Annotated in this window: 18 protein-coding genes and 1 tRNA gene; 17 read left to right on the forward strand and 2 right to left on the reverse strand. The window is 59.7% G+C overall.

What is annotated here, in order from left to right:
• Window positions 1-72, forward strand: a 72-nt coding sequence (locus AADZ90_RS21935) for an EF-Tu C-terminal domain-related protein (protein WP_217353393.1), incomplete at its 5' end; no start/stop codon positions are given.
• A 120-nt stretch (window positions 73-192) separates the two neighbouring features.
• Here AADZ90_RS21935 and AADZ90_RS21940 read toward each other — a convergent pair.
• Window positions 193-471, reverse strand: a complete 279-nt coding sequence (locus tag AADZ90_RS21940; RefSeq protein ID WP_367312755.1) for a hypothetical protein — start codon at window positions 469-471, stop codon at window positions 193-195.
• A 131-nt stretch (window positions 472-602) separates the two neighbouring features.
• On the opposite strand from AADZ90_RS21940, the gene AADZ90_RS21945 reads away from it, so the two are divergent.
• Window positions 603-678 (forward strand) — tRNA-Trp (locus AADZ90_RS21945).
• A 7-nt stretch (window positions 679-685) separates the two neighbouring features.
• Here AADZ90_RS21945 and AADZ90_RS21950 read toward each other — a convergent pair.
• Window positions 686-1,201 carry a peptide-methionine (R)-S-oxide reductase gene (locus tag AADZ90_RS21950; RefSeq protein ID WP_367312754.1) on the reverse strand — a complete coding sequence of 172 codons (516 nt, stop codon included), beginning with the start codon at window positions 1,199-1,201 and terminating at the stop codon, window positions 686-688.
• Between the two features lie 219 nt (window positions 1,202-1,420).
• Here AADZ90_RS21950 and secE point away from each other — a divergent pair, with 219 nt between their 5' ends.
• The 15 genes from secE to AADZ90_RS22025 all read left to right on the forward strand — a co-directional run.
• Window positions 1,421-1,615 carry a preprotein translocase subunit SecE gene (gene secE, locus AADZ90_RS21955; protein ID WP_411997166.1) on the forward strand — a complete coding sequence of 65 codons (195 nt, stop codon included), beginning with the start codon at window positions 1,421-1,423 and terminating at the stop codon, window positions 1,613-1,615.
• A 169-nt stretch (window positions 1,616-1,784) separates the two neighbouring features.
• Window positions 1,785-2,318 (forward strand): transcription termination/antitermination protein NusG, encoded by a 534-nt coding sequence (gene nusG, locus AADZ90_RS21960; protein WP_367312753.1) that lies wholly within the window; start codon window positions 1,785-1,787, stop codon window positions 2,316-2,318.
• Between the two features lie 104 nt (window positions 2,319-2,422).
• Window positions 2,423-2,848, forward strand: coding sequence for a 50S ribosomal protein L11 (rplK, locus tag AADZ90_RS21965; RefSeq protein ID WP_367312752.1), 426 nt, complete (start codon window positions 2,423-2,425; stop codon window positions 2,846-2,848).
• Window positions 2,848-3,549 (forward strand): 50S ribosomal protein L1, encoded by a 702-nt coding sequence (rplA, locus tag AADZ90_RS21970; protein WP_367312751.1) that lies wholly within the window; start codon window positions 2,848-2,850, stop codon window positions 3,547-3,549. Before rplK ends, rplA begins: the two co-directional genes overlap by 1 nt.
• Before the next feature lie 201 nt (window positions 3,550-3,750).
• Window positions 3,751-4,767, forward strand: a complete 1,017-nt coding sequence (locus AADZ90_RS21975) for a matrixin family metalloprotease (protein ID WP_367312750.1) — start codon at window positions 3,751-3,753, stop codon at window positions 4,765-4,767.
• 347 nt (window positions 4,768-5,114) lie between these two features.
• Complete coding sequence (gene rplJ, locus AADZ90_RS21980; protein WP_367312749.1) at window positions 5,115-5,627, forward strand: 50S ribosomal protein L10; 513 nt, start codon at window positions 5,115-5,117, stop codon at window positions 5,625-5,627.
• A gap of 69 nt (window positions 5,628-5,696) precedes the next feature.
• Window positions 5,697-6,077 carry a 50S ribosomal protein L7/L12 gene (gene rplL / locus AADZ90_RS21985; protein ID WP_367312748.1) on the forward strand — a complete coding sequence of 127 codons (381 nt, stop codon included), beginning with the start codon at window positions 5,697-5,699 and terminating at the stop codon, window positions 6,075-6,077.
• A 244-nt stretch (window positions 6,078-6,321) separates the two neighbouring features.
• Window positions 6,322-10,458 carry a DNA-directed RNA polymerase subunit beta gene (gene rpoB, locus AADZ90_RS21990; protein ID WP_367312747.1) on the forward strand — a complete coding sequence of 1,379 codons (4,137 nt, stop codon included), beginning with the start codon at window positions 6,322-6,324 and terminating at the stop codon, window positions 10,456-10,458.
• Between the two features lie 89 nt (window positions 10,459-10,547).
• Window positions 10,548-14,798 (forward strand): DNA-directed RNA polymerase subunit beta', encoded by a 4,251-nt coding sequence (rpoC, locus tag AADZ90_RS21995; protein ID WP_367312746.1) that lies wholly within the window; start codon window positions 10,548-10,550, stop codon window positions 14,796-14,798.
• 60 nt (window positions 14,799-14,858) lie between these two features.
• Window positions 14,859-15,680 (forward strand): glycosyltransferase, encoded by an 822-nt coding sequence (locus AADZ90_RS22000; RefSeq protein WP_367312745.1) that lies wholly within the window; start codon window positions 14,859-14,861, stop codon window positions 15,678-15,680.
• A gap of 27 nt (window positions 15,681-15,707) precedes the next feature.
• The gene (locus AADZ90_RS22005) at window positions 15,708-16,541 is read left to right on the forward strand and encodes a glycosyltransferase (RefSeq protein ID WP_367312744.1); all 834 of its coding nucleotides are present in this window, start codon (window positions 15,708-15,710) and stop codon (window positions 16,539-16,541) included.
• Between the two features lie 298 nt (window positions 16,542-16,839).
• Entirely contained in the window at window positions 16,840-17,211 is a 372-nt protein-coding gene (gene rpsL / locus AADZ90_RS22010) for a 30S ribosomal protein S12 (protein ID WP_367312743.1), read from the forward strand.
• Between the two features lie 14 nt (window positions 17,212-17,225).
• Complete coding sequence (rpsG, locus tag AADZ90_RS22015; RefSeq protein ID WP_367312742.1) at window positions 17,226-17,696, forward strand: 30S ribosomal protein S7; 471 nt, start codon at window positions 17,226-17,228, stop codon at window positions 17,694-17,696.
• A gap of 24 nt (window positions 17,697-17,720) precedes the next feature.
• Window positions 17,721-19,838: an elongation factor G gene (gene fusA, locus AADZ90_RS22020; protein ID WP_367312741.1), complete on the forward strand. Its 2,118-nt coding sequence runs from the start codon at window positions 17,721-17,723 to the stop codon at window positions 19,836-19,838.
• Between the two features lie 33 nt (window positions 19,839-19,871).
• Window positions 19,872-20,106 (forward strand): GTP-binding protein (locus tag AADZ90_RS22025; protein ID WP_411996905.1); only part of this gene is annotated, 235 nt, incomplete at its 3' end.

Genomic DNA, 20,106 nt, shown 5'->3' on the forward strand with positions numbered 1-20,106 from the left:
GGCCTGCGGTTCGCGATCCGCGAAGGCGGCCGGACGGTCGGCGCGGGCGTCGTCTCGAAGATCATCGAGTAAGGGGCGCTCATCGCTCCCTCACGGGCCGCCCATCGCGCAAGCGAAGCGGCCCGCAAGGGCCAATGAGCGGCCCGCACAACACACCGGTTCGACGTAGGGGGCGCAATGATGCGCCCCCTTTTATCTTCTGAGCAAAGAACTCAGCAATCCATCACCAACCGCAGACCGGATCAGTCCCCGCTTCGTACCATGTGGTTTTGGGCTGTTTGCGATCGAAAAGATCGATGCGAGTTGCGCGGTCGAAAGCTGACTGACATCGACATTATCGAAGTCGAACTCCCGCAAGGCCGATGCCGCTTGCAGTTCAAGCTGGCTTCTGTCCGCGAAAGACGGCTGGGCGAGGAAAGAGGCGACCGTAACCGTTGCAATCGCACATGCAGTAGATGCGGTCTTGAACATCGTATCCTCCAAGTTTGGTTATCCCATCCATCATAACAGAGCTGCACCTATCAGACACGCCCGTTCGATAGCGCGTCCGAAGAGTAGTCTTGCTTTTGCCGGGGGCGTGCAATACTCCGGCGCTCGACCTTAGGGGTATAGCTCAGTTGGTAGAGCATCGGTCTCCAAAACCGAGGGTCGGGGGTTCGAGTCCCTCTGCCCCTGCCACCTGCCGTCAGGCAGTCGATGGCGTGAAGGTCAGCGACGTCCCGTTGATGCAGTGCAGCACTTCCCGGTTGATCGCGACGATATGACCCTGATGGGATCCGCAACGACGGCAGGCGGCTGAGATCGCAGGTCCCGTTCCGCCAGGCATCGGACCGCTGGCGTCAATATCGGTTATAACAGCGGTCGGATGAGAGTGGTAAAAGAAGACCCAGCCCATGGGCAGGATCACCTTCCACTCGCTGTCGTAAAGGGCCAGGTCGCAACCCCTGCAGTGGTAGGTGCCTTCATCCGAGCTTTCCCAGAACGGATGCGACCGGGCAGGTTCGGTCCCTCCTTCGCGCAGGATACGGAACTCCTCGTCCGTCAGCATCTCGCGCCACTCACCCTCCGTCCGCTGGACCTCGAACTCGAAGGCTGCGTTCCGTTCCTCGACGCCGGCCGTGGCGGAATGAGTGCCCAGGGTCGCGCAGCCGATCACGGTTGAGCCGATGAAGGCGCGGCGGCTTAGGTTTGGGTCTTGCATGGCGTTATCCTCCTCAGATGACATGAGGATATCCCAGATGGACGGAAACATGTGGCACTTGTGCGTGACAGGGAAAATGTCCGTGCTCTCAAGCGCGCGAGCATCTGGAAACAATTCCGGGCTGTCATCCGGCCAAAACTTGATCGCTTGACGCGCAACACTCTCTTGAACGGGACGGGCTTGCACCGTATGTGGCAAGCCGAACCGGTGAGGATCCGAATGGCCAACCCAGCACAATTCATCCAACAAGTCCGTCAGGAAGTCTCCAAGGTCGTCTGGCCGACCCGGCGGGAGGTGTTCGTCACGACGGTCATGGTCTTCATCATGGCCGCGCTGATGGCGCTGTTCTTCAGCCTTGTCGATTGGGGGATCCGCAGCGGGCTACAGGGGATCCTGAATACCTTCGGCTCCTAGGCGATTCTGCTGCGCGAGGGTTGCGCGCGCCCCACTGGCGAAGTATAGGCGCCGGGTTTCCGAAAGAAGGCGTGCGGCGAATCGTGTTGCACGCCGCTTTTTATTCCGGAAGCCGAATCCAAACGGGCGCTTCGGCGCTAATGCAGTCCGAAGAGGGTAAGAGGATCAAATGGCGAAACGGTGGTACTCCGTCAGTGTGCTTTCGAACTTCGAAAAGAAGATCGCCGAGCAGATCCGGACGGCCGTCGCCGAGGCGGGACTGGAAGACCAGATCGATGAGGTCCTCGTTCCGACCGAAGAGGTGATCGAAGTCCGCCGCGGAAAGAAAGTGACGGCCGAGCGCCGCTTCATGCCGGGCTACGTGCTGGTGCACATGGAGATGTCGGATGAAGGCTACCACCTAATCAATTCGATCAATCGGGTTACCGGGTTTCTCGGCCCCCAGGGCCGTCCGATGCCGATGCGGGACGCTGAGGTGAACGGGATCCTCAACCGCGTTCAGGAAGGCGAGGAAGCGCCGCGGACGCTGATCCACTTCGACATCGGCGAGAAGGTCAAGGTCAACGACGGCCCGTTCGAAGATTTCGACGGCATGGTCGAGGAAGTGGACGAAGAGAACCAGCGCCTGAAGGTGACGGTTTCGATCTTCGGCCGCGCGACGCCCGTCGAACTGGAATACGCGCAGGTCTCCAAGCAGAACTGACGCGGATGAGCGTGGGAGGTGCGGCGCGCGCGCGTGTCCGGCCGGACCACACAACGTAAGGCCCTTGGGACGCGTCCCAAGGGCGTTGGAAAAGGAGAGGCCCTATGGCCAAGAAACTTGCCGGCACCATGAAGCTTCAGGTGCCTGCCGGACAAGCGAACCCCTCCCCGCCGGTCGGTCCGGCGCTGGGTCAGCGCGGCATCAACATCATGGAATTCTGCAAGGCGTTCAACGCCAAGACAGCGGAGATGGAGCCCGGCGCCCCGTGCCCGACCGTGATCACCTACTACCAGGACAAGTCCTTCACGATGGATATCAAGACGCCGCCGGCGTCCTACTATCTCAAGAAGGCGGCTGGGCTGAAATCCGGCGCCAACAATCCTTCGCGCGAGACGGTCGGCACCGTGACCACCGCGCAGGTCCGTGAGATCGCTGAGGCGAAGATGAAGGACTTGAACGCGAATTCCGTCGAGGCTGCGATGCAGACGATCCTCGGCTCGGCGAGATCCATGGGCATTGAGGTGAAGTGATGGCGAAGCTCGGTAAACGTACCCGCGCGGCCCGTGAGGCTTTTGCGGACAAGGAGAACGTTTCGGTCTCTGAGGCTGTCGCGCTTGTCAAAGGCAATGCGAACGCGAAGTTCGACGAAACGGTCGAGATCGCGATGAACCTAGGCGTCGATCCGCGCCACGCCGACCAGATGGTTCGCGGCAAGGTCACTCTGCCTGCCGGGACCGGCAAGGAGATCCGCGTAGCCGTCTTCGCGCGTGGCGAGAAGGCTGAAGAAGCGAAAGCTGCCGGGGCTGATATCGTCGGTGCGGAAGACCTCATGGAGACCGTGCAGGGTGGTGAGATCAACTTTGATCGTTGCATCGCCACGCCGGACATGATGCCCGTCGTTGGCCGCCTCGGGAAGGTTCTCGGGCCGCGCAACCTGATGCCGAACCCAAAGGTTGGCACGGTCACGATGGACGTGGCAGACGCCGTGAGCGCGGCCAAAGGCGGCGAAGTCCAGTTCAAGACCGAGAAGAACGGCGTCATCCATGCCGGTATCGGCAAGGCCAGCTTCGATGCTGCGAAGCTGGAAGAGAACGTGCTGGCCTTCGTAGATGCGGTCAATAAAGCCAAGCCATCGGGTGCGAAGGGCACGTATATGAAGAAGGTATCCCTGAGCTCCACGATGGGCCCGGGCGTCAGCATCGACGTGGTGTCTGCGACAGGGAATGACTGAGCGCTGACACGCGGGTTCTCCGCAAAAACCCGATCTGGAAACGGCATCTGCTTCACCGCAGGTGCCGTTTTCTTGTGACAGTTGAACGGCTTCGCGCCGATCCGTCCAGCTTTCCATAATTGCGCCTCAATCTGTTGTGAGATGACTTGCCAAATAAGGGCGTGAAGCCCGTGGGGACAGCATCGAAAGGTAGTGACTGGGATGAACTTTAATCCATCCGGCTTTAAGTGGGGCGGCTCCGAAGGGGGTGACGCGGGTGGCACGATCTATTGGTCTGCCGAGAATCTCGACGATCTCAACTATGACACAGCCCTTTATGACGAGGGTGACTTTGTAGATGCCCTTGAGCGGGCTTTCCAGGAATGGGAAGACGTTGCAGACATCGATTTCGAGATGGCGGATATGGACAATCCGGCAGATATTGAAATCTCACCGGGCGATTTGGATTTTCCTACGCTAGGTGTGGCAACTACATTCTTTGTAGAGCGCCCTGGCGAATACGATCAGATTGTCTTTGCCGAGATTGAGTTCAACGATGATGAGTTCTGGATCCCTGATGGGGACGAAGACTTTGGCTCTGAAGTCGATTTCTTTGAGATTGCACTCCATGAAATTGGCCACGCGATCGGCCTCGATCACGTAGATGATCTCGATGAGATAATGAATACCTTCTACGAGGAAGGCGGAACGGACGAGCTCGGAGAGGGGGATATTCTTGGAGCCCAAGTACTTTACGGAGACGAAGACGGCGTCACGGTCGATGACCCACGAGATGATGACAGTGACGATGACGGCGACGGCGATGGTGGCGGTGGTCTTGTAGCGCTTCTTCTGGCGCTTCTCCTGCTGCCGTTCTCCGGTGCGTTCGGCGGTGGCGGTGGCGGCGGTGGCGGCGCGGGTGCGACCGGGGTTGGTTTTGGGCAAACGACGCGGCCTGAAGATGATGAAGAACTTGGCTGGTCGGACGATGAAGACGATCCGCTTCTCACAGATATCATCCCAACGGTGCACGTTGACAGACACGAATACAAGATCAAGCTGGGTGAAGAAGATCCGGATCACGACCACAACCATGCGGAAGGTGAAGAAAACCCCCTTCTGGCCGATATAATTCCGACGATCCATGTCGATGAGGACGAATACAAGATTAAGCTGGGCGATGAAGATCCGGATCACGACCATGACCATGACCACGATCTCCTAGACGAGCTCATCTGACAGCTGAGGAGGCCCGAATGCTCGGCTTTCCGGCCTCAAGCAGTTCTAAAGAACGCTGCCGCACTTTTATGCGGCGGCGTTTTTGCCAGATGGGGCTTGGCAAACAGAGGCAGCCACGATAGTTCCACCTCTCGGGCCCGATGAAGCGATTCGTCTGGGCCCTTATTCGTCCGAGACGGTGGGTGGCCCCAGGCCATAATTCCTGCCCGAGGCGGGATCAGACCAGATTGCCCGGGGCTCTCCTCGGACGGTCCTGGCTCAGCCCGTACCTGCGGACCTTGAAAGCCGGGCGGTCCGCGTCCGGCAAGACTGAGCCGGGGCGAAAGTCCCATAACTGGAGTGAAACTGTGGATAGAGCCCAGAAAGAGAAAGTGGTCGAGGAACTCGGCCAGATCTTCGAAAGCTCTGGCGTCGTCGTGGTGTCGCGCTACGAGGGCCTCACGGTTGCCGAAATGCAGGACCTGCGCGCCAAGATGCGTGAAGCGGGCGGGTCCGTGCGTGTTGCCAAGAACAGGCTCGCCAAGATCGCCCTTGAGGGGAAGCCGTGCGAAAGCATTGCTGAATACCTCACGGGCATGACCGTCCTCGCCTATAGCGAGGACCCCGTCGCGGCCGCAAAGGTCATCGACAGCTACGCCAAGGACAACGACAAGCTCGTGATCCTCGGCGGTGCCATGGGAGAGAACGGTCTGGACGTCGACGGTGTGAAGGCCGTCGCGAAGATGCCGTCGCGCGAGGAGCTTATCGCTTCGATCGTGGCCAGCATCGGCGCGCCCGCTTCGAACATCGCCGGTGCCATTGGCGCCCCTGCGAGCAACATCGCAAGCATTCTCTCGACCATCGAAGAGAAAGCAGCTTGAGGCAAACGGAAGGTCCGCGTGGGGTTGTAACCCTGACGTTGGAACACATCTAAGGAAACGGAAATCAAAATGGCTGATCTTAAGAAACTCGCCGAAGAGATCGTTGGTCTGACGCTTCTCGAGGCCCAGGAACTGAAAACCATCCTGAAAGACGAATACGGTATCGAGCCCGCCGCTGGCGGCGCGGTGATGATGGCCGGTCCTGCTGGCGGTGATGCTGGTGGTGCGGCTGCGGAAGAGAAGACTGAGTTCGACGTCGTGCTCAAGAATGCAGGCGCTCAGAAAATCGCGGTCATCAAGGAAGTCCGCGGCATCACCGGTCTTGGTCTGAAAGAAGCCAAGGATCTGGTCGAACAGGGCGGCAAGATCAAGGAAGGCGTCGCGAAAGACGAAGCCGAAGAGATCAAGGGCAAGCTCGAAGGCGCTGGCGCCGAGGTCGAGCTGGCCTAAGTGCCTGCATCCGGGCCACATGGCTCGCGAATTCATGGCTGGTCCTGCGAAATGTGGGGCCAGCCTAACCTGTCTTGACAGGAGCCTTCGACAGGAAGGCCTCTCTTAGGACAGGTTGTCGGTCGGGCGGCGCCCTTGGGTCGGGCGCCAGGTATGGACCGCAACCCACTCCGCTCTCATGGGGGCGCTAGGACCGAGGCCCGCCGGTCCTGCAGCCTCAGAGATATGAAAGGTGACGACGCATATGGCTCAGTCCTTCCTCGGTCAGAAACGCCTCCGCAAATACTACGGCAAGATCCGTGAAGTTCTCGATATGCCGAACCTCATCGAGGTTCAGAAAAGCTCCTACGACCTGTTCCTCAACTCGGGTGACCAGCTCGAACCGCTTGATGGCGAAGGGATCAAGGGCGTCTTCCAGTCGGTTTTCCCGATCAAGGATTTCAACGAGACGGCTGTTCTTGAGTTCGTGAAGTACGAGCTCGAAAGGCCGAAATACGATGTCGAAGAGTGCCAGCAGCGCGACATGACCTATTCCGCGCCGCTGAAGGTCACCCTGCGCCTGATCGTATTCGATGTGGACGAGGACACGGGCGCCAAATCGGTCAAAGATATCAAAGAGCAGGACGTCTTCATGGGCGACATGCCCTTGATGACGCCGAATGGCACGTTCATCGTGAACGGGACAGAGCGGGTCATCGTTTCCCAGATGCACCGCTCGCCGGGCGTGTTCTTCGATCACGACAAGGGCAAGACGCACAGCTCGGGCAAGCTGCTGTTCGCCTGTCGGATCATCCCATATCGCGGCTCTTGGCTCGACTTCGAATTCGACGCCAAGGACATCGTTCACGCGCGGATCGACCGTCGCCGGAAGCTGCCGGTCACGACCCTTCTGTATGCGCTGGGTCTCGACCAGGAAGGCATCATGGATGCCTATTATGAGACGGTCGACTACACGCTGAAGGACAAGAAGGGCTGGGTCACCAAGTTCTTCCCCGAGCGTGTCCGTGGCACGCGCCCGGCCTTCGATCTGGTGGATGCGAAGACCGGGAAAGTCATCGCCGAGGCCGGCAAGAAAGTCACGCCGCGTGCGGTCAAGCAACTGATCGACGACGGCAAGGTCACCGAACTTCTGGTGCCTTACGAGAACATCGTGGGCAAGTTCGTGGCCAAGGACATTATCAACGAAGAAACCGGTGCGATCTACGTCGAGGCGGGCGATGAACTGACGCTCGAGCGCGACAAGGATGGTGAGGTTATCGGCGGCTCTCTGAAAGAACTGCTGGATGCGGGCATCACGGAAATTCCGGTTCTGGACATCGATAACGTCAATGTCGGCCCATACATGCGCAACACCATGGCGCAGGATAAGAACATGAACCGCGAAACCGCGCTCATGGATATCTACCGCGTCATGCGCCCGGGCGAGCCGCCCACCGTCGATGCGGCCTCGGCGCTGTTCGACACGCTTTTCTTCGATAGCGAGCGCTATGATCTTTCAGCCGTCGGCCGCGTGAAGATGAACATGCGCCTGGACCTCGATGCCGAGGACACGGTGCGGACGCTGCGCAAGGAAGACATCGTTTCCTGCGTCAAGGCGCTTGTCGACCTGCGTGACGGACGTGGTGAGGTGGACGATATCGACCATCTGGGCAACCGCCGGGTGCGGTCCGTCGGTGAGCTGATGGAGAACCAGTACCGCGTCGGTCTGCTGCGGATGGAGCGTGCGATCAAGGAGCGGATGTCGTCGGTCGAGATCGATACGGTGATGCCGCAGGACCTGATCAACGCGAAGCCCGCCGCGGCGGCCGTGCGCGAGTTCTTCGGTTCGTCTCAGCTGTCCCAGTTCATGGACCAGACGAACCCGCTGTCAGAAGTGACGCACAAGCGTCGCCTGTCCGCGCTTGGGCCGGGCGGCTTGACGCGCGAACGGGCAGGGTTTGAGGTGCGCGACGTGCACCCGACCCACTATGGCCGCATGTGCCCGATCGAGACGCCGGAAGGCCCGAATATCGGCCTGATCAACTCTCTCGCGACCTTCGCGCGTGTGAACAAGTACGGCTTCATCGAGACGCCTTATCGTGTCGTGAAGGACGGCAAGGTTACCGACGAAGTCCATTACATGTCGGCCACCGAAGAGATGCGGCACACGGTGGCTCAGGCGAACGCGAACCTGACCGAAGACGGCAAGTTCGTGAACGATCTCGTGTCTACCCGCCAATCGGGCGACTACATGCTGGCCCCGAATGAGCAGGTCGATCTGATTGACGTGTCGCCGAAGCAGCTGGTTTCGGTCGCGGCTTCGCTGATCCCGTTCCTTGAGAACGACGACGCGAACCGGGCCCTGATGGGATCGAACATGCAGCGTCAGGCGGTGCCGCTTCTGCAGGCCGAGGCGCCGCTTGTCGGGACAGGCATCGAAGGTGTCGTCGCGCGTGATTCCGGCGCATCGATCATGGCGCGTCGGGCTGGCATCATCGACCAGGTCGATGCGGCGCGGATCGTTGTCCGTGCAACGGCGGATATGGAGCCCGGAGATCCGGGCGTCGACATCTATCGGATGCGCAAGTTTCAGCGGTCGAACCAGAATACCTGCATCAACCAGCGTCCGCTGGTGAAGGTGGGCGACCACGTCGAGAAGGGCCAAGTCATTGCAGATGGTCCGTCCACGGATCTAGGTGAGCTCGCGCTCGGCAAGAACGTCGTCGTCGCCTTCATGCCGTGGAATGGCTACAACTATGAGGACTCGATCCTGATCTCCGAGCGGATCGTGCGTGACGACGTCTTCACCTCGATCCATATCGAGGAGTTCGAGGTCGCGGCTCGCGATACGAAGCTTGGGCCGGAAGAGATTACCCGCGACATCCCGAATGTCGGCGAGGAAGCTTTGCGCAACCTCGACGAAGCGGGCATAGTCTATATCGGTGCCGAGGTCGGCCCGGCGGACATCCTCGTCGGTAAGATCACGCCAAAGGGTGAAAGCCCGATGACGCCGGAGGAAAAACTGCTCCGCGCTATCTTTGGTGAGAAGGCATCCGACGTGCGCGACACGTCGTTGCGGCTGCCGCCGGGCGATTTCGGCACGGTCGTTGAGGTGCGGGTCTTCAACCGCCATGGTGTCGATAAGGACGAGCGTGCGCTGCAGATCGAGCGGGAAGAAGTGGAACGTTTGTCGCGCGACCGTGACGACGAGCTCGCCATCCTCGACCGGAACATCTATGCGCGTCTCAAGGACCTGATCCTCGGCAAGACCGCCGTGAAGGGGCCGAAAGGCGTCAAGGCGAATTCCGAGATCACCGAAGACCTGTTGGGTGAACTCAGCCGTGGCCAGTGGTGGCAGCTGGCGCTCAAGGACGAGAAGGACGCCCAGATCGTCGAGGCTCTGAACGAGCAGTACGAGGCGCAGAAACGCGCGCTCGACGCGCGGTTCGAGGACAAGGTCGAAAAGGTGCGCCGGGGCGACGACCTGCCGCCGGGCGTCATGAAGATGGTCAAGGTGTTCGTCGCGGTGAAGCGTAAGCTGCAGCCGGGCGACAAGATGGCCGGTCGTCACGGCAACAAGGGCGTCATCTCGAAGGTTGTCCCAATGGAGGACATGCCGTTCCTCGCGGACGGCACGCCGGTTGACTTCGTTCTTAACCCGCTTGGTGTTCCCAGCCGGATGAATGTCGGCCAGATTCTCGAGACCCACATGGGCTGGGCCGCGCGTGGCCTGGGCATCCATATCGACGAGGCGCTAGGTGAGTATCGCCGGTCCGGGGATCTGACGCCCGTGCGTGACGCGATGAAGATCGCCTATGGCGACGATGTCTACGAAGAGGGCATCGCCGATATGGACGAGGATCGCCTTGTCGAAGCGGCGGATAACGTGACCCGCGGTGTGCCGATCGCGACCCCGGTCTTCGATGGCGCGAAAGAGGCGGACGTAAACGATGCGCTTGTTCGCGCGGGCTTTGACCAGTCGGGCCAGTCCGACCTGTTCGACGGCCGCTCTGGCGAGAAGTTTGCGCGTCCGGTGACGGTGGGCATCAAGTACCTGCTGAAACTTCACCACCTCGTGGACGACAAGATCCACGCGCGGTCGACCGGTCCGTACTCGCTGGTCACTCAGCAGCCGCTGGGCGGCAAGGCGCAGTTCGGCGGACAGCGCTTCGGTGAGATGGAGGTCTGGGCGCTGGAAGCGTACGGCGCGGCCTACACCCTGCAGGAGATGCTGACGGTGAAATCCGACGACGTCGCGGGCCGGACCAAGGTTTATGAAAGCATCGTCAAGGGCGAGGACAATTTCGAGGCGGGCGTTCCCGAGAGCTTTAACGTGCTCGTCAAGGAAGTCCGCGGCCTCGGCCTGAACATGGAACTCCTGGATGCGGAGGTGGAGGAATAAGAATTTTCTAGAAAATTCTTCCGGCGCAAATCCTTCTAGAAGGATTTGTTCCGGCGTCCCCCCCAGCGCCCGATATTCGAGGTATCAAGATGAACCAGGAACTGACCAACAACCCGTTCAACCCGCTCACCCCGGCCAAGACCTTTGACGAGATCAAGGTATCTTTGGCCTCGCCTGAGCGGATCCTCAGCTGGTCCTTCGGCGAGATCAAGAAGCCGGAAACTATCAACTACCGTACGTTCAAGCCGGAACGTGACGGCCTTTTCTGCGCGCGTATCTTCGGGCCGATCAAGGACTACGAATGCCTCTGCGGCAAGTACAAGCGTATGAAGTATCGCGGCGTCGTCTGCGAGAAATGCGGTGTAGAAGTGACGCTTCAAAAGGTCCGGCGCGAGCGCATGGGCCATATCGAGCTGGCCGCACCCGTCGCCCATATCTGGTTCCTCAAGTCGTTGCCGTCCCGCATCGGTCTGATGCTGGACATGACGCTGCGCGATCTGGAGCGGATCCTCTATTTCGAGAACTATGTCGTTATCGAACCCGGTCTGACGGACCTTGCCTACGGTCAACTGATGACCGAGGAGGAGTTCCTCGACGCCCAGGATGCCTATGGCATGGACGCCTTCACCGCCAATATCGGCGCGGAAGCGATCCGCGAGATGCTTCAGAATATCGATCTGGAGGCTGAGGCCGCCCAGCTTCGCGAGGAACTGAAGGAGGCGACCGGTGAGCTGAAGCCAAAGAAGATCATCAAGCGGCTGAAGATCGTCGAGAGCTTCGTCGAGTCGGGCAACCGCCCCGAATGGATGATCCTGACGGTCGTTCCAGTCATCCCGCCGGAGCTGCGCCCGCTTGTCCCGCTGGATGGCGGCCGCTTTGCGACCTCCGACCTCAACGATCTCTATCGTCGGGTCATCAATCGGAACAATCGCCTGAAGCGGCTGATCGAGTTGCGCGCGCCCGATATCATCGTCCGCAACGAAAAGCGAATGCTGCAGGAATCGGTTGATGCGCTCTTCGACAACGGTCGTCGCGGCCGGGTTATCACCGGTGCAAACAAGCGCCCGCTGAAATCGCTGTCTGATATGCTCAAGGGCAAGCAGGGCCGCTTCCGTCAGAACCTGCTGGGGAAGCGCGTCGACTTCTCGGGTCGCTCGGTCATCGTGACAGGCCCCGAGCTTAAGCTGCACCAATGCGGCTTGCCGAAGAAGATGGCGCTCGAACTCTTCAAACCGTTCATCTACTCGCGGCTCGAGGCAAAGGGCCTTAGCTCCACCGTTAAGCAGGCTAAGAAGCTGGTCGAGAAAGAGCGTCCCGAGGTGTGGGATATCCTCGACGAGGTGATCCGCGAGCATCCCGTCATGCTGAACCGTGCGCCGACGCTGCACCGTCTTGGCATCCAGGCTTTTGAGCCGGTGCTGATCGAAGGCAAGGCGATCCAGCTTCATCCGCTGGTCTGTGCGGCCTTCAACGCAGACTTCGACGGCGACCAGATGGCAGTTCACGTGCCACTGAGCCTCGAGGCTCAGCTTGAGGCACGGGTCCTGATGATGTCGACCAACAACGTGCTGTCGCCTGCTAACGGCAGCCCGATCATCGTGCCGTCGCAAGACATGATCCTCGGCCTTTATTACACGACGATCGAGCGTGAGGGCATGAAGGGCGAAGGCATGTCCTTCGCTTCCGTCGACGAAGTCGAGCACGCGCTGGCCGAAGGCCATGTGCATCTGCACGCCAAGATCACGGCGCGGATCAAGCAGATCGACGAAACCGGTGCCGAGGTGATGAAACGCTACGAGACGACCCCTGGCCGCGTGCGGCTGGGTAGTCTCTTGCCGCTCAATACCAAGGCTCCGTTCGAACTGGTCAATCGCCTTCTCAAGAAGGGCGAGGTTCAGCAGGTTATCGACACCGTCTACCGCTATTGCGGCCAAAAGGAGTCGGTCATCTTCTGCGACCAGATCATGACCCTTGGCTTCCGCGAAGCGTTCCGCGCCGGCATCTCGTTCGGCAAGGACGATATGGTGATCCCGGACGAAAAGTGGTCGCTGGTCGAAGAAACGCGCGATCAGGTTAAGGACTTCGAACAGCAGTACATGGACGGCCTCATCACCCAAGGTGAGAAGTACAACAAGGTCGTCGATGCTTGGTCGAAGTGTAACGATCGCGTCACCGATGCCATGATGAGCACGATTTCCGCGAAGCGTACTGATGACAATGGCGCCGAACAGGAACCGAACTCGATCTACATGATGGCACATTCTAAGGCCCGCGGTTCCGTCACTCAAATGAAGCAGCTGGGCGCGATGCGTGGTCTGATGGCCAAGCCGAACGGAGAGATTATCGAAACGCCGATCATTTCGAACTTCAAGGAAGGCTTAACCGTGCTCGAGTACTTCAACTCGACCCACGGCGCCCGTAAGGGTCTGTCGGATACGGCGCTCAAGACGGCGAACTCGGGCTACCTGACCCGCCGTCTGGTCGACGTGGCGCAGGATTGCATCATCCGTGAGGTCGATTGCGGCACCGATCGTGCGATCACCGCCGAAGCGGCGATCAGCGATGGCGAGATCGTCTCATCGCTGAGTGAGCGGATCCTCGGTCGTGTCTCGGCCGATGACGTGGTCGCGCCGGGCAGTGAAGAGGTGCTGATCAAGCAGGGTGAGTTGATCGATGAGCGCAAGGCTGATGCGGTCGAAACTGCGGGCGTACTGAAGATGCGCATCCGCAGCCCGTTGACCTGTGAGGCCGAGGATGGCGTCTGCGCCATGTGCTACGGGCGCGATTTGGCTCGCGGCACAATGGTCAATCAAGGTGAGGCCATCGGCATCATCGCAGCGCAATCCATCGGTGAACCTGGTACGCAGCTAACCATGCGGACCTTCCACATCGGCGGCGTAGCGCAGGGTGGCCAGCAGTCTTTCTTGGAGGCCTCGCAAGAGGGCAAGATCGAGTTCCGCAATGCCCAGCTTCTCGAAAACGAGGCGGGCGAGCAGATCGTCATGGGGCGCAACATGGTCCTCGCGATCATGGGCGACGACGGGGAAGAGCGTGCCAGCCACAAGGTCGGCTACGGTTCGAAGGTGTTCGTCAAGGACGGCGGCAAAATCGGTCGTGGAGACAAGATCTTCGAGTGGGACCCGTACACCCTGCCGATCATCGCGGAGAAGGGCGGTACGATCCGCTTCGTCGACCTAGTGCCCGGAATCGCCGTGCGGGAGGAGACTGACGATGCAACTGGCATGACGCAAAAGATCGTAGCGGATTGGCGTTCCGCGCCGAAGGGCAACGAACTTGCACCTAAGATCCTCGTCGTCGGCGACGATGGGGAGCCTGTCGCCAAGGATGACGGCAACCCCGTCGCCTACACCATGTCGGTCGATGCGATCCTGTCGGTCGAGGATGGCCAGCAGATCAAGGCGGGCGATGTCGTGGCTCGAATCCCACGGGAAGGGGCGAAGACGAAGGACATCACCGGTGGTCTGCCGCGTGTGGCCGAACTCTTCGAAGCGCGCCGTCCAAAGGATCATGCCATCATCGCCGAGATCGACGGCTATGTGCGCTTCGGCAAGGACTACAAGAACAAGCGCCGCATCGCGATTGAGCCTGCGGACGAGTCCTTGGAGAAGGTCGAGTACATGGTGCCGAAGGGGAAACACATCCCCGTCGCCGAAGGGGACTATGTCCAGAAAGGCGATTACATCATGGACGGCAACCCGGCGCCGCACGACATTCTGTCGATCATGGGTGTCGAGGCTCTGGCCGACTACATGATCAACGAGGTGCAGGACGTCTATCGCCTTCAAGGGGTGAAGATTAACGACAAGCATATCGAGGTCATCGTCCGGCAGATGCTTCAGAAGTGGGAGATCACCGATAGCGGTGAGACGACGCTTCTGAAGGGCGAGCATGTCGACAAGGCAGAGTTCGACGCGGCCAACGAAAAGGCGATCGCCAAAGGTGGCCGTCCGGCACAAGGCGAGCCGATCCTTCTCGGCATCACCAAGGCGTCCCTGCAGACGCGGTCGTTCATCTCGGCAGCTTCGTTCCAGGAGACGACCCGCGTGCTGACCGAAGCATCGGTTCAAGGCAAGCGTGATCGTCTGGTCGGTCTGAAGGAGAACGTCATCGTCGGGCGTCTGATCCCTGCTGGCACCGGTGGGGCAACTCAACGAGTGGTCCGGATCGCGTCCGAACGCGACAACGTGGTAATCGAGGCACGTCGCGAAGAAGCGGAAGCCGCCGCAGCGTTGATTGCACCAGACAGCGTTGGCGACGAAGTTATCGGCGAGGACGATCTCGAGACACTGATCGTCGACACTCCAGAGAGCCGCGACTGATAAAGAGTACGTCTTGAAAGGGCCCCTAACGGGGCCTTTTCTTTATGTGGCGATCGCTGCATGGTCGCCCGCATGAATGGTGAGATAGTCAATCAAATCATTGGTCTCATACGCTTTTCATATCCCGCCAAATCCGGCTGGCAAAAGACAGCGGGGCGACCGAAAGACGCGCGCGCTGCGCTGTACGATCGAGAGCGCCTCGAACGGCGGTTCCATCTCTTCGAAAATCTGACGCTGCCGTCGCTATGCGGACAAGAGGATCAGGATTTTTCGACTGGGGTTTTGATCGGCGAGGACGCGCCGGAATGGATGGTCTCTCGGCTCCTCGCGCTGATCGACCAAGTTCCAAACGTGGCGGTGATCAGCCTGCCGGTTCTCAAGCACTACCCGGCCACGCAGAAAGCTTTCGACAGGCTGAAAAGGCCTGAGGCCTCTCATGTAACCACCTTCCGGCTTGATGACGATGATGCGGTGGATCTGCGTTATATCAAACGTCTCAGGCGCATATCCGGGGCGATGATCCGCGTCACCCCGAAGGCGGAGACGGCAGTAGCCTTCAATCGCGGCTTCTTCTTTATCCATAATCCGGGGCGATCTGAGGTCTTCGATGTCATCGAACGCTATCCGGTGGGGATAGGGCTGGCACTTGTCACCCCCGCGGAAAGCGACGCAAACATCTTCCAGCGAAATCACCGGAGGCTGACCCAGTTCTACACCTGTTATTCCGATGCCCGCGTTCCGACTTTCATTCGTACCGTTCACCAGGACAACGACGCCGACCCTCATATGTCGGGGCAGAGGGGTCTCTACGACGAAGACCGGATCCGCATGGTTTTGAAGAACAACTTTGCAGTTACTTACGATCGACTTATGCAGCTTTAGCTTGATTAAGCACTTTCAGAGGGAACAATGGCGCATCCGCTTCAGGTCATATTCTTCTGCAGGTTCTCCTATCCCGGCACGAAGAACCCGTTTCAGTCGGGGCCCGACACCGTTGAAGACCGCGTTGCCAACCTCTATGCCGATACTCGAATGCGAGAGCGGCTCTTCTTCTTTAAGCACATCACTTTGCCCGCCCTGAGAGTTCAGACTGACCCAGACTTCGATTTCGTCATTCTTATTGGCACGGCCATGCCCGCGCGCTGGCGGAACGAGTTGGAGGAGCTTATGGCCGGGATTTCGCAAGCCCGGATCGTCGCGCGCGATCCGGGGCCCGATCGTAAGACTTACAGCGAGGTACTTCACGCTCATCGCCATCCCGGGGCACGACATGTGGCCGAGGTGCGCATGGATGATGATGACGCTGTCGCGGTAGATTACGTAACGAAGCTCAGAAACCTCTACCCCTCCGCGGTGCGATCGCGCATGGGGCTTAAGAGGGTGGCTGTTGACCACAATTGCGGTCTGTTACTGAACGCGACGGCGCCTACGGTAACCTACCGCCCTCTTCGCGCGCCCTTCTGGGGCGTCGCTTTAGCGGTCATCGTGGACCCGGATGACAGTGCCTCAGCCCTCGATTTTCCGCATCACAAGATCTGGACGCGAATGCCAGTTCATTCTCGGCCACATCCGCTGATGTTTATCCGAGGCTATCACGAGGCCAACGATAGTGCGATCGGTCCAAGTGCGGGGATTGCATTCGAGATGGATGATCACGATATCGGTGAGGCCCTCGATGAGCGCTTCGCAATCGATCGTGATACCTTTCAGCGTGACTGGCTCAAACATCGAAGCAAGGCGTAAAGCAGGGCTGTTGACACCCTAAACGACTCCACTTATACGGCGCCCACTTGACCGGAAGGGTCCAGCCCTTCGTCGTCAAATCAGAATGTAAGTGGTCATGATCCGGGCGGTTTGCCCCGATCCTCTGGAGGCCCACCGCGTCGTTTCCGAACGAAGGGAACGCCTGCGGTTCTTTGCGTTGTGGCAGACGGCCCAACGTTTCAGAGAGCAACCGCCCGACGCGGACGCGCCGAGGGTACCGAAATCAGGCAGGGCGATGCCCCGCCGCACATGTGCAAGAAGTGGGGAATGAAGCCCGATGCCAACGATCCAGCAGCTGATCCGCAAGCCGCGGCAGCCGAAAGTCAAACGCTCCAAGTCGCTCCACCTCGAGGAGTGCCCGCAGAAGCGCGGCGTCTGCACGCGCGTCTACACCACGACGCCGAAGAAGCCGAACTCGGCCATGCGGAAGGTCGCCAAGGTGCGCCTGACGAACGGTTACGAAGTGATCAGCTACATCCCCGGTGAAAGTCACAACCTACAGGAGCACTCCGTCGTGCTTATCCGCGGTGGCCGGGTGAAGGACCTTCCCGGTGTCCGCTACCACATCCTGCGCGGCGTCCTCGATACCCAGGGCGTCAAAGACCGTAAGCAGCGTCGTTCCAAGTACGGCGCCAAGCGTCCGAAGTAAGAGGATAACAAAACATGTCCCGCCGCCACGCCGCAGAGAAGCGCGAAGTCCTGCCCGACGCCAAGTTCGGTGACCGCGTTCTCACGAAGTTCATGAATAACCTGATGATCGACGGCAAGAAGTCGGTCGCCGAGCGTATCGTCTACGGTGCGTTCGACCGGGTCGAAGGTAAGCTTAAACGCTCGCCGGTCGAAGTCTTCCATGAAAGCCTCGACAACATCAAACCGGCCCTCGAGGTCCGCTCGCGCCGGGTTGGTGGTGCGACCTACCAAGTGCCCGTCGAAGTCCGCCCGGAGCGCCGGGAAGCATTGGCGATCCGCTGGCTGATCGAAGCCAGCCGCAAGCGCAACGAGAACACGATGGAAGAGCGTCTGGCAGGCGAATTGATCGACGCCGTCCAGAACCGTGGCTCTGCCGTGAAGAAGCGCGAAGACACCCACAAGATGGCCGACGCCAACAAGGCGTTCAGCCATTACCGCTGGTAAAAGCATACTCCCAGGAGCAGCCCAATGGCACGCGACTATCCTCTCGACCGCTACCGCAACTTCGGCATCATGGCTCACATCGATGCTGGTAAGACGACGTGCTCGGAGCGAATCCTTTTCTACACCGGCAAGTCCCACAACATCGGCGAGGTGCATGATGGCGCCGCGACGATGGATTGGATGGAGCAGGAGCAGGAACGCGGGATCACGATTACCTCGGCCGCGACCACCACTTTCTGGGAGCGGACCGAAGACGGTTCTACCGCCGACACGCCGAAGCACCGGATGAACATCATCGATACGCCCGGTCACGTGGACTTCACGATCGAGGTCGAGCGCTCCCTCGCTGTTCTCGACGGTGCCGTTGCTGTGCTCGATGCCAATGCCGGTGTCGAACCGCAGACCGAAACAGTCTGGCGCCAAGCCGACCGCTACAAGGTTCCGCGCATCGTCTTCGTCAACAAGATGGACAAGATCGGCGCCGACTTCTTCAACTGCGTGCGCATGATCGAAGATCGCACCGGCGCGACCCCTGCCCCGATCCAGATCCCGATCGGCGCCGAAAACGCGCTTGAGGGCATCATCGACCTTGTCACTATGGAAGAGTGGGTATGGAAGGGCGAAGACCTCGGCGCAAGCTGGGTCAAGCAGCCGATCCGTGACGACCTCAAGGACACCGCCGACGAATGGCGCGGCAAGCTCATCGAGACGGCTGTCGAGATGGATGATGATGTCATGGAGGCCTATCTCGAAGGCGAAGAGCCCGACGTGGAGACCCTGCGTAAGTTGATCCGCAAGGGCACGCTGTCGCTGTCCTTCGTTCCGGTCCTATGCGGCTCGGCTTTCAAGAACAAGGGCGTCCAGCCGCTTCTCAATGCGGTCATCGACTACCTGCCTAGCCCGCTCGATGTCGTTGATTATATGGGCTTCAAGCCGGGTGACGAAAACGAAGAGCGTAACATCGCCCGCCGCGCGGATGACGCGATGCCCTTCGCTGGTCTGGCCTTCAAGATCATGAACGACCCCTTCGTCGGCTCCCTGACCTTCACACGGATCTATTCCGGCGTGATGAAGAAGGGCGACACGATGCTCAACTCCACCAAGGGGAAGAAAGAGCGTGTCGGCCGCATGATGATGATGCACTCCAACAATCGCGAGGAAATCGAAGAGGCCTTCGCGGGTGACATCATCGCGCTTGCCGGCCTGAAGGACACGACCACTGGGGACACCCTCTGTGACGTGAGCGATCCAGTCGTTCTTGAAACGATGACCTTCCCCGACCCGGTGATCGAGATCGCCGTCGAACCCAAGACCAAGGCCGACCAGGAGAAGATGTCCCAGGGTCTGGCCCGGCTTGCTGCCGAAGACCCGTCGTTCCGCGTCGAAACGGATCTCGAATCCGGCCAGACGATCATGAAAGGGATGGGTGAACTCCACCTCGATATCCTCGTCGACCGCCTCAAGCGGGAGTTCAAGGTCGAGGCGAATATCGGTGCGCCGCAGGTGGCCTATCGCGAGACTGTGTCTCGCGAAGCCGAGATCACCTACACCCATAAGAAGCAGTCGGGTGGCTCGGGTCAGTTCGCCGAGGTCAAGATGATCATCTCTCCGACCGAGCCGGGTGAAGGTTATTCCTTCGAAAGCCGGATTGTCGGTGGTGCTGTGCCGAAAGAGTATATCCCCGGTGTCGAGAAGGGAATCAACTCCGTGATGGATAGTGGCCCCCTGGCTGGCTTCCCGGTTATCGACTTCAAAGTCGCTCTGATTGACGGCAAGTTCCACGACGTAGACTCCAGCGTCCTCGCGTTCGAGATCGCCGCACGGATGGGTATGCGCGAAGGCATGAAAAAGGCCGGCGCCAAGCTGCTCGAGCCGATCATGAAGGTCGAGGTAATTACGCCTGAGGAGTATACCGGCGGCATCATCGGCGATCTCACCTCCCGCCGGGGTCAGGTGACGGGGCAGGAGCCGCGCGGCAATGCAATCGCGATCAACGCTTTCGTGCCGCTTGCCAACATGTTCGGCTACATCAACACCTTGCGCTCCATGTCTTCAGGCCGTGCGCAGTTCACGATGCAGTTTGATCACTACGACCCGGTCCCGCAGAACATTTCGGAAGAAATTCAGGCGAAGTACGCGTAAGCGGCCCGCCCTCTAGTAAAGAAGGAGCCACCCATGGCGAAGGAAAAGTTTGAGAGAAACAAGCCGCATGTGAACATCGGCACGATTGGTCACGTTGACCATGGGAAGACGACGCTGACGGCGGCGATCACGAAGTATTTTGGGGACTTCAAGGCGTACGACCAGATTGACGGCGCGCCGGAGGAGAAGGCGCGGGGGATCACGATCTCGACGGCGCATGTGGAATACGAGACCGACGCCCGCCATTACGCCCATGTCGACTGCCCGG

Source organism: Aestuariibius violaceus (genome assembly GCF_040779325.2).
Lineage (GTDB): Bacteria > Pseudomonadota > Alphaproteobacteria > Rhodobacterales > Rhodobacteraceae > Aestuariibius > Aestuariibius violaceus.

Excerpts from the sequence above, each read along its gene's own strand:
- AADZ90_RS21940 (WP_367312755.1), bottom strand. The coding sequence starts at position 471 with ATGTTCAAGACCGCATCTACTGCATGTGCGATTGCAACGGTTACGGTC.
- AADZ90_RS21950 (WP_367312754.1), bottom strand. The coding sequence starts at position 1,201 with ATGCAAGACCCAAACCTAAGCCGCCGCGCCTTCATCGGCTCAACCGTG.
- secE (WP_411997166.1), top strand. The coding sequence starts at position 1,421 with ATGGCCAACCCAGCACAATTCATCCAACAAGTCCGTCAGGAAGTCTCC.
- nusG (WP_367312753.1), top strand. The coding sequence starts at position 1,785 with ATGGCGAAACGGTGGTACTCCGTCAGTGTGCTTTCGAACTTCGAAAAG.
- rplK (WP_367312752.1), top strand. The coding sequence starts at position 2,423 with ATGGCCAAGAAACTTGCCGGCACCATGAAGCTTCAGGTGCCTGCCGGA.
- rplA (WP_367312751.1), top strand. The coding sequence starts at position 2,848 with ATGGCGAAGCTCGGTAAACGTACCCGCGCGGCCCGTGAGGCTTTTGCG.
- AADZ90_RS21975 (WP_367312750.1), top strand. The coding sequence starts at position 3,751 with ATGAACTTTAATCCATCCGGCTTTAAGTGGGGCGGCTCCGAAGGGGGT.
- rplL (WP_367312748.1), top strand. The coding sequence starts at position 5,697 with ATGGCTGATCTTAAGAAACTCGCCGAAGAGATCGTTGGTCTGACGCTT.
- rpoB (WP_367312747.1), top strand. The coding sequence starts at position 6,322 with ATGGCTCAGTCCTTCCTCGGTCAGAAACGCCTCCGCAAATACTACGGC.
- rpoC (WP_367312746.1), top strand. The coding sequence starts at position 10,548 with ATGAACCAGGAACTGACCAACAACCCGTTCAACCCGCTCACCCCGGCC.
- AADZ90_RS22000 (WP_367312745.1), top strand. The coding sequence starts at position 14,859 with ATGGTCGCCCGCATGAATGGTGAGATAGTCAATCAAATCATTGGTCTC.
- AADZ90_RS22005 (WP_367312744.1), top strand. The coding sequence starts at position 15,708 with ATGGCGCATCCGCTTCAGGTCATATTCTTCTGCAGGTTCTCCTATCCC.
- rpsL (WP_367312743.1), top strand. The coding sequence starts at position 16,840 with ATGCCAACGATCCAGCAGCTGATCCGCAAGCCGCGGCAGCCGAAAGTC.
- rpsG (WP_367312742.1), top strand. The coding sequence starts at position 17,226 with ATGTCCCGCCGCCACGCCGCAGAGAAGCGCGAAGTCCTGCCCGACGCC.
- fusA (WP_367312741.1), top strand. The coding sequence starts at position 17,721 with ATGGCACGCGACTATCCTCTCGACCGCTACCGCAACTTCGGCATCATG.